This window comes from Geobacillus sp. ZGt-1, assembly GCF_001026865.1.
GTDB classification, from domain to species: Bacteria; Bacillota; Bacilli; order Bacillales; family Anoxybacillaceae; genus Geobacillus; species Geobacillus thermoleovorans.
Genome location: NZ_LDPD01000008.1, coordinates 181,717 through 184,154, shown reverse-complemented (window position 1 = coordinate 184,154; position 2,438 = coordinate 181,717). Strand labels below are relative to the sequence as shown.

General features: G+C 52.9%; 3 protein-coding genes. All 3 read right to left on the bottom strand.

Annotated features, from left to right (window positions below; translation table 11 throughout):
- Window positions 1-563 (bottom strand): ABC transporter permease (locus VU18_RS03050; RefSeq protein WP_047757607.1); only part of this gene is annotated, 563 nt, incomplete at its 3' end.
- A complete protein-coding gene (locus VU18_RS03045) occupies window positions 560-1,369 on the bottom strand; it encodes an ABC transporter permease (RefSeq protein ID WP_021322541.1) in 810 nt (269 codons plus the stop codon). The genes VU18_RS03045 and VU18_RS03050, both read right to left, overlap by 4 nt.
- On the bottom strand, window positions 1,366-2,427 hold the full coding sequence (locus tag VU18_RS03040; protein ID WP_021322540.1) for an ABC transporter ATP-binding protein: 1,062 nt from the start codon (window positions 2,425-2,427) through the stop codon (window positions 1,366-1,368). The genes VU18_RS03045 and VU18_RS03040 overlap by 4 nt, the downstream gene beginning before the upstream one ends.
- Window positions 2,428-2,438: the final 11 nt, after the last annotated feature.

The window sequence follows — 2,438 nt, the reverse complement described above, 5'->3', positions numbered from 1 at the left end:
CATATGCTCGGAGCCAAAAACGGCAGCACCACACCGGACAGCACTTGCCAATGACTGGCTCCTAAATCTCTAGCCGCATCAATCAGCGTCGGGCTCATTTCCTCGAGTTTCGGCAGCACCATTAACACGACAATCGGCACGCTAAAAGCAATGTGAGACAACAGCACGGATGTAAACCCAAGCTTGATGCCGGCCACCGTAAACAGCAACAAAAACGAAGCGCCGATGATGACATCCGGACTGACGATCAACACGTTGTTGAGAGCAAGAAGGGCGTTTTTCGTCCGCTGCCGCTTGACATAGTAAATGGCGAGCGCCCCGATGACCCCGAGTATGGTCGCGACCGCCGCCGACAGCAGCGCAATGACGATTGTATTCAAAACGATGATGAGCAAGCGGTCGTCGGACAGCACGTCGCGGTACCATTTAAACGTGAACGATTGAAAATCGTGCATCGTCCCGCCGCTGTTGAACGAATAATACATCAAATACACAATCGGCGTATACATCACGGCAAACACGACTAACAAGTACACACGTCCCCACCAATGCGTCCGTTTCATCGGCTTCCCTCTTTCCTTCCGGTTCCTGTCAGGACGACGATGACCGCCATCGCGATCATTAACACAACAGCGATCGTCGCCCCCATTCCCCAATCTTGGGTGACGAGGAAGTGCTGCTCAATGGCCGTGCCGAGCGTAATGACGCGGTTGCCCGCAATGAGGCGCGTAATCATAAACAGCGACAACGCCGGGATAAACACCGCCTGGCAGCCGGCCTTCACCCCGCCAAGCGTGAGCGGGAAGACGACGCGGCGGAACGTCGTCCAAGCCGAAGCGCCCAAATCGCGGGCGGCATCGACAAGCGATGGCGGCAGCTCCTCCAGCGCGTTGAAAATCGGCAGCACCATAAACGGAATAAAAATGTACACCGACACAAAGACAAAACTGAAATCGGTGAACAACAGCTGCCGCGGCCCGACGCCCAGCGCTTTCAACAAAGCGTTGGCCAGCCCGTACGTGCCGAACAGCCCTAAAAACGCATACACCTTCAGCAGCAAATTCACCCACATCGGCAAAATAAGCAACAACAGCCATAGCTGCTTGTGCCGCGTCTTCGTCAGCCAATAGGCGGTCGGATAGCCGATGAGCAGCGACACAAGCGTGATTAAAAACGCATACCAAAACGAATACGCCATCATTTTCAAATAAATGGGCGTCCACACGGATTTGTAGTTGGACAACGTCCAATGGCCGTCAAGATCCAAAAACGATTCATACACCAAAAAGACAATCGGGGCCACGACAAACAGCACAAGCCAAATGCCATAAGGGATTAAATACCAGTTCCGCCACGCCCGTTCCGTCATGCGTCCTCATCCTCCTTTTCGAGTCGCATGACGTGAATCGCTTCCGGTTCAAAACGAAGGCCGACCGTTTCCCCGACTTCGGCCTTTTTCGTCGAATGGACAAGCCATTCGTTGCCGTTTTCGTCATAGCCGCAAATTTCATAATGGACACCGCGGAATAAGAGCGAATCGACGCGGATGACGATCTGCCCGTCTTCCGGCGCCGCGAGCTCCAAATCTTCCGGGCGGATGACGACATCGACCGGTTCGTTTGGCGCGAAGCCGCGGTCAACACACGCAAACTGTTTGCCGGCAAATTCGACGAGGAAATCGTCGATCATGCGCCCTGACAAAATGTTCGATTCGCCAATGAAATCGGCGACGAATCGATTGACAGGCTCGTCGTAAATGTCTTTCGGCGTCCCAAACTGCTGAATTTTTCCTTTATTCAGAACAAAAATGTAATCGGACATCGCCAATGCTTCTTCTTGATCATGCGTGACAAAAATGAACGTAATCCCTAAGCGGCGCTGCAATTCACGAAGTTCATACTGCATTTCCGTGCGCAGTTTCAAATCCAAGGCTGACAGCGGTTCATCCAAGAGCAGCACCTCAGGTTCATTGACAATCGCCCGGGCAATGGCGACGCGCTGACGCTGGCCGCCTGACATTTCTTGAATGCGGCGGCGCTCATAGCCGTCTAAGTTGACAAACCGAAGCGCTTCCCTCACTTTCTCGCGAATGTCGGTTTCTTTCATCTTTTTCACGCGCAAACCAAACGCAACGTTTTCAAACACATCGAGATGAGGGAACAATGCATAGTCTTGAAAAACAGTGTTGACTTGCCGTTTGTTCGGCGGGACGTTTTGAATCGGCTTTCCATGGAAATAAATCGTTCCTTGCGTCGGTTCGATAAACCCGGCAATCAGCCGCAAAATCGTTGTCTTCCCACAACCCGACGGTCCAAGCAGCGTATAAAACTTCCCGCGCTCCATCGCAAAACTGACATCATCCAGTACGGCTGCGCCGTCGTATTCCTTCGTCACTCGCTCGAAGCGGATGATCTCTTCCCCGTTCACTTCCAGCCCCC